The sequence below is a fragment of the Methylobacterium nigriterrae genome (assembly GCF_037106235.1).
GTDB lineage: Bacteria > Pseudomonadota > Alphaproteobacteria > Rhizobiales > Beijerinckiaceae > Methylobacterium > Methylobacterium nigriterrae.
Genome location: NZ_JBAWTG010000866.1, coordinates 1 through 271, shown reverse-complemented (window position 1 = coordinate 271; position 271 = coordinate 1). Strand labels below are relative to the sequence as shown.

General features: G+C 67.9%; 1 protein-coding gene. It reads right to left on the bottom strand.

The window, feature by feature from the left end; translation table 11 throughout:
* Nucleotides 1–17: 17 nt before the first annotated feature.
* The coding region (locus WDW90_RS39475; protein WP_336493041.1) for a DegT/DnrJ/EryC1/StrS family aminotransferase at nt 18–271 on the bottom strand (254 nt) is incomplete at its 5' end.

Genomic DNA, 271 nt, shown 5'->3' with positions numbered 1-271 from the left:
GTTCTCCCGACGACGGCTTATGGGACGAGTACCGTCGGCGAAAACGCCGCGACGGTATCCGGATTCGCTGCGCCGAGGACCTCCGCCGGCTCGGCGCAGGCGACGTTCTGCAGCGCGCGGGTGACGACGTCGGCAACGCGGCCGATCTGGGCATCCGTAAGATGCGGGTACACCGGGAGCGACAGGATGCGCCTGGCCGCGGCCTCTACGACCGGAAGAGACCGTTCTCTTGCCGTCGAGAATGCGGCCTGCTGGTGGCACGGGATCGGAT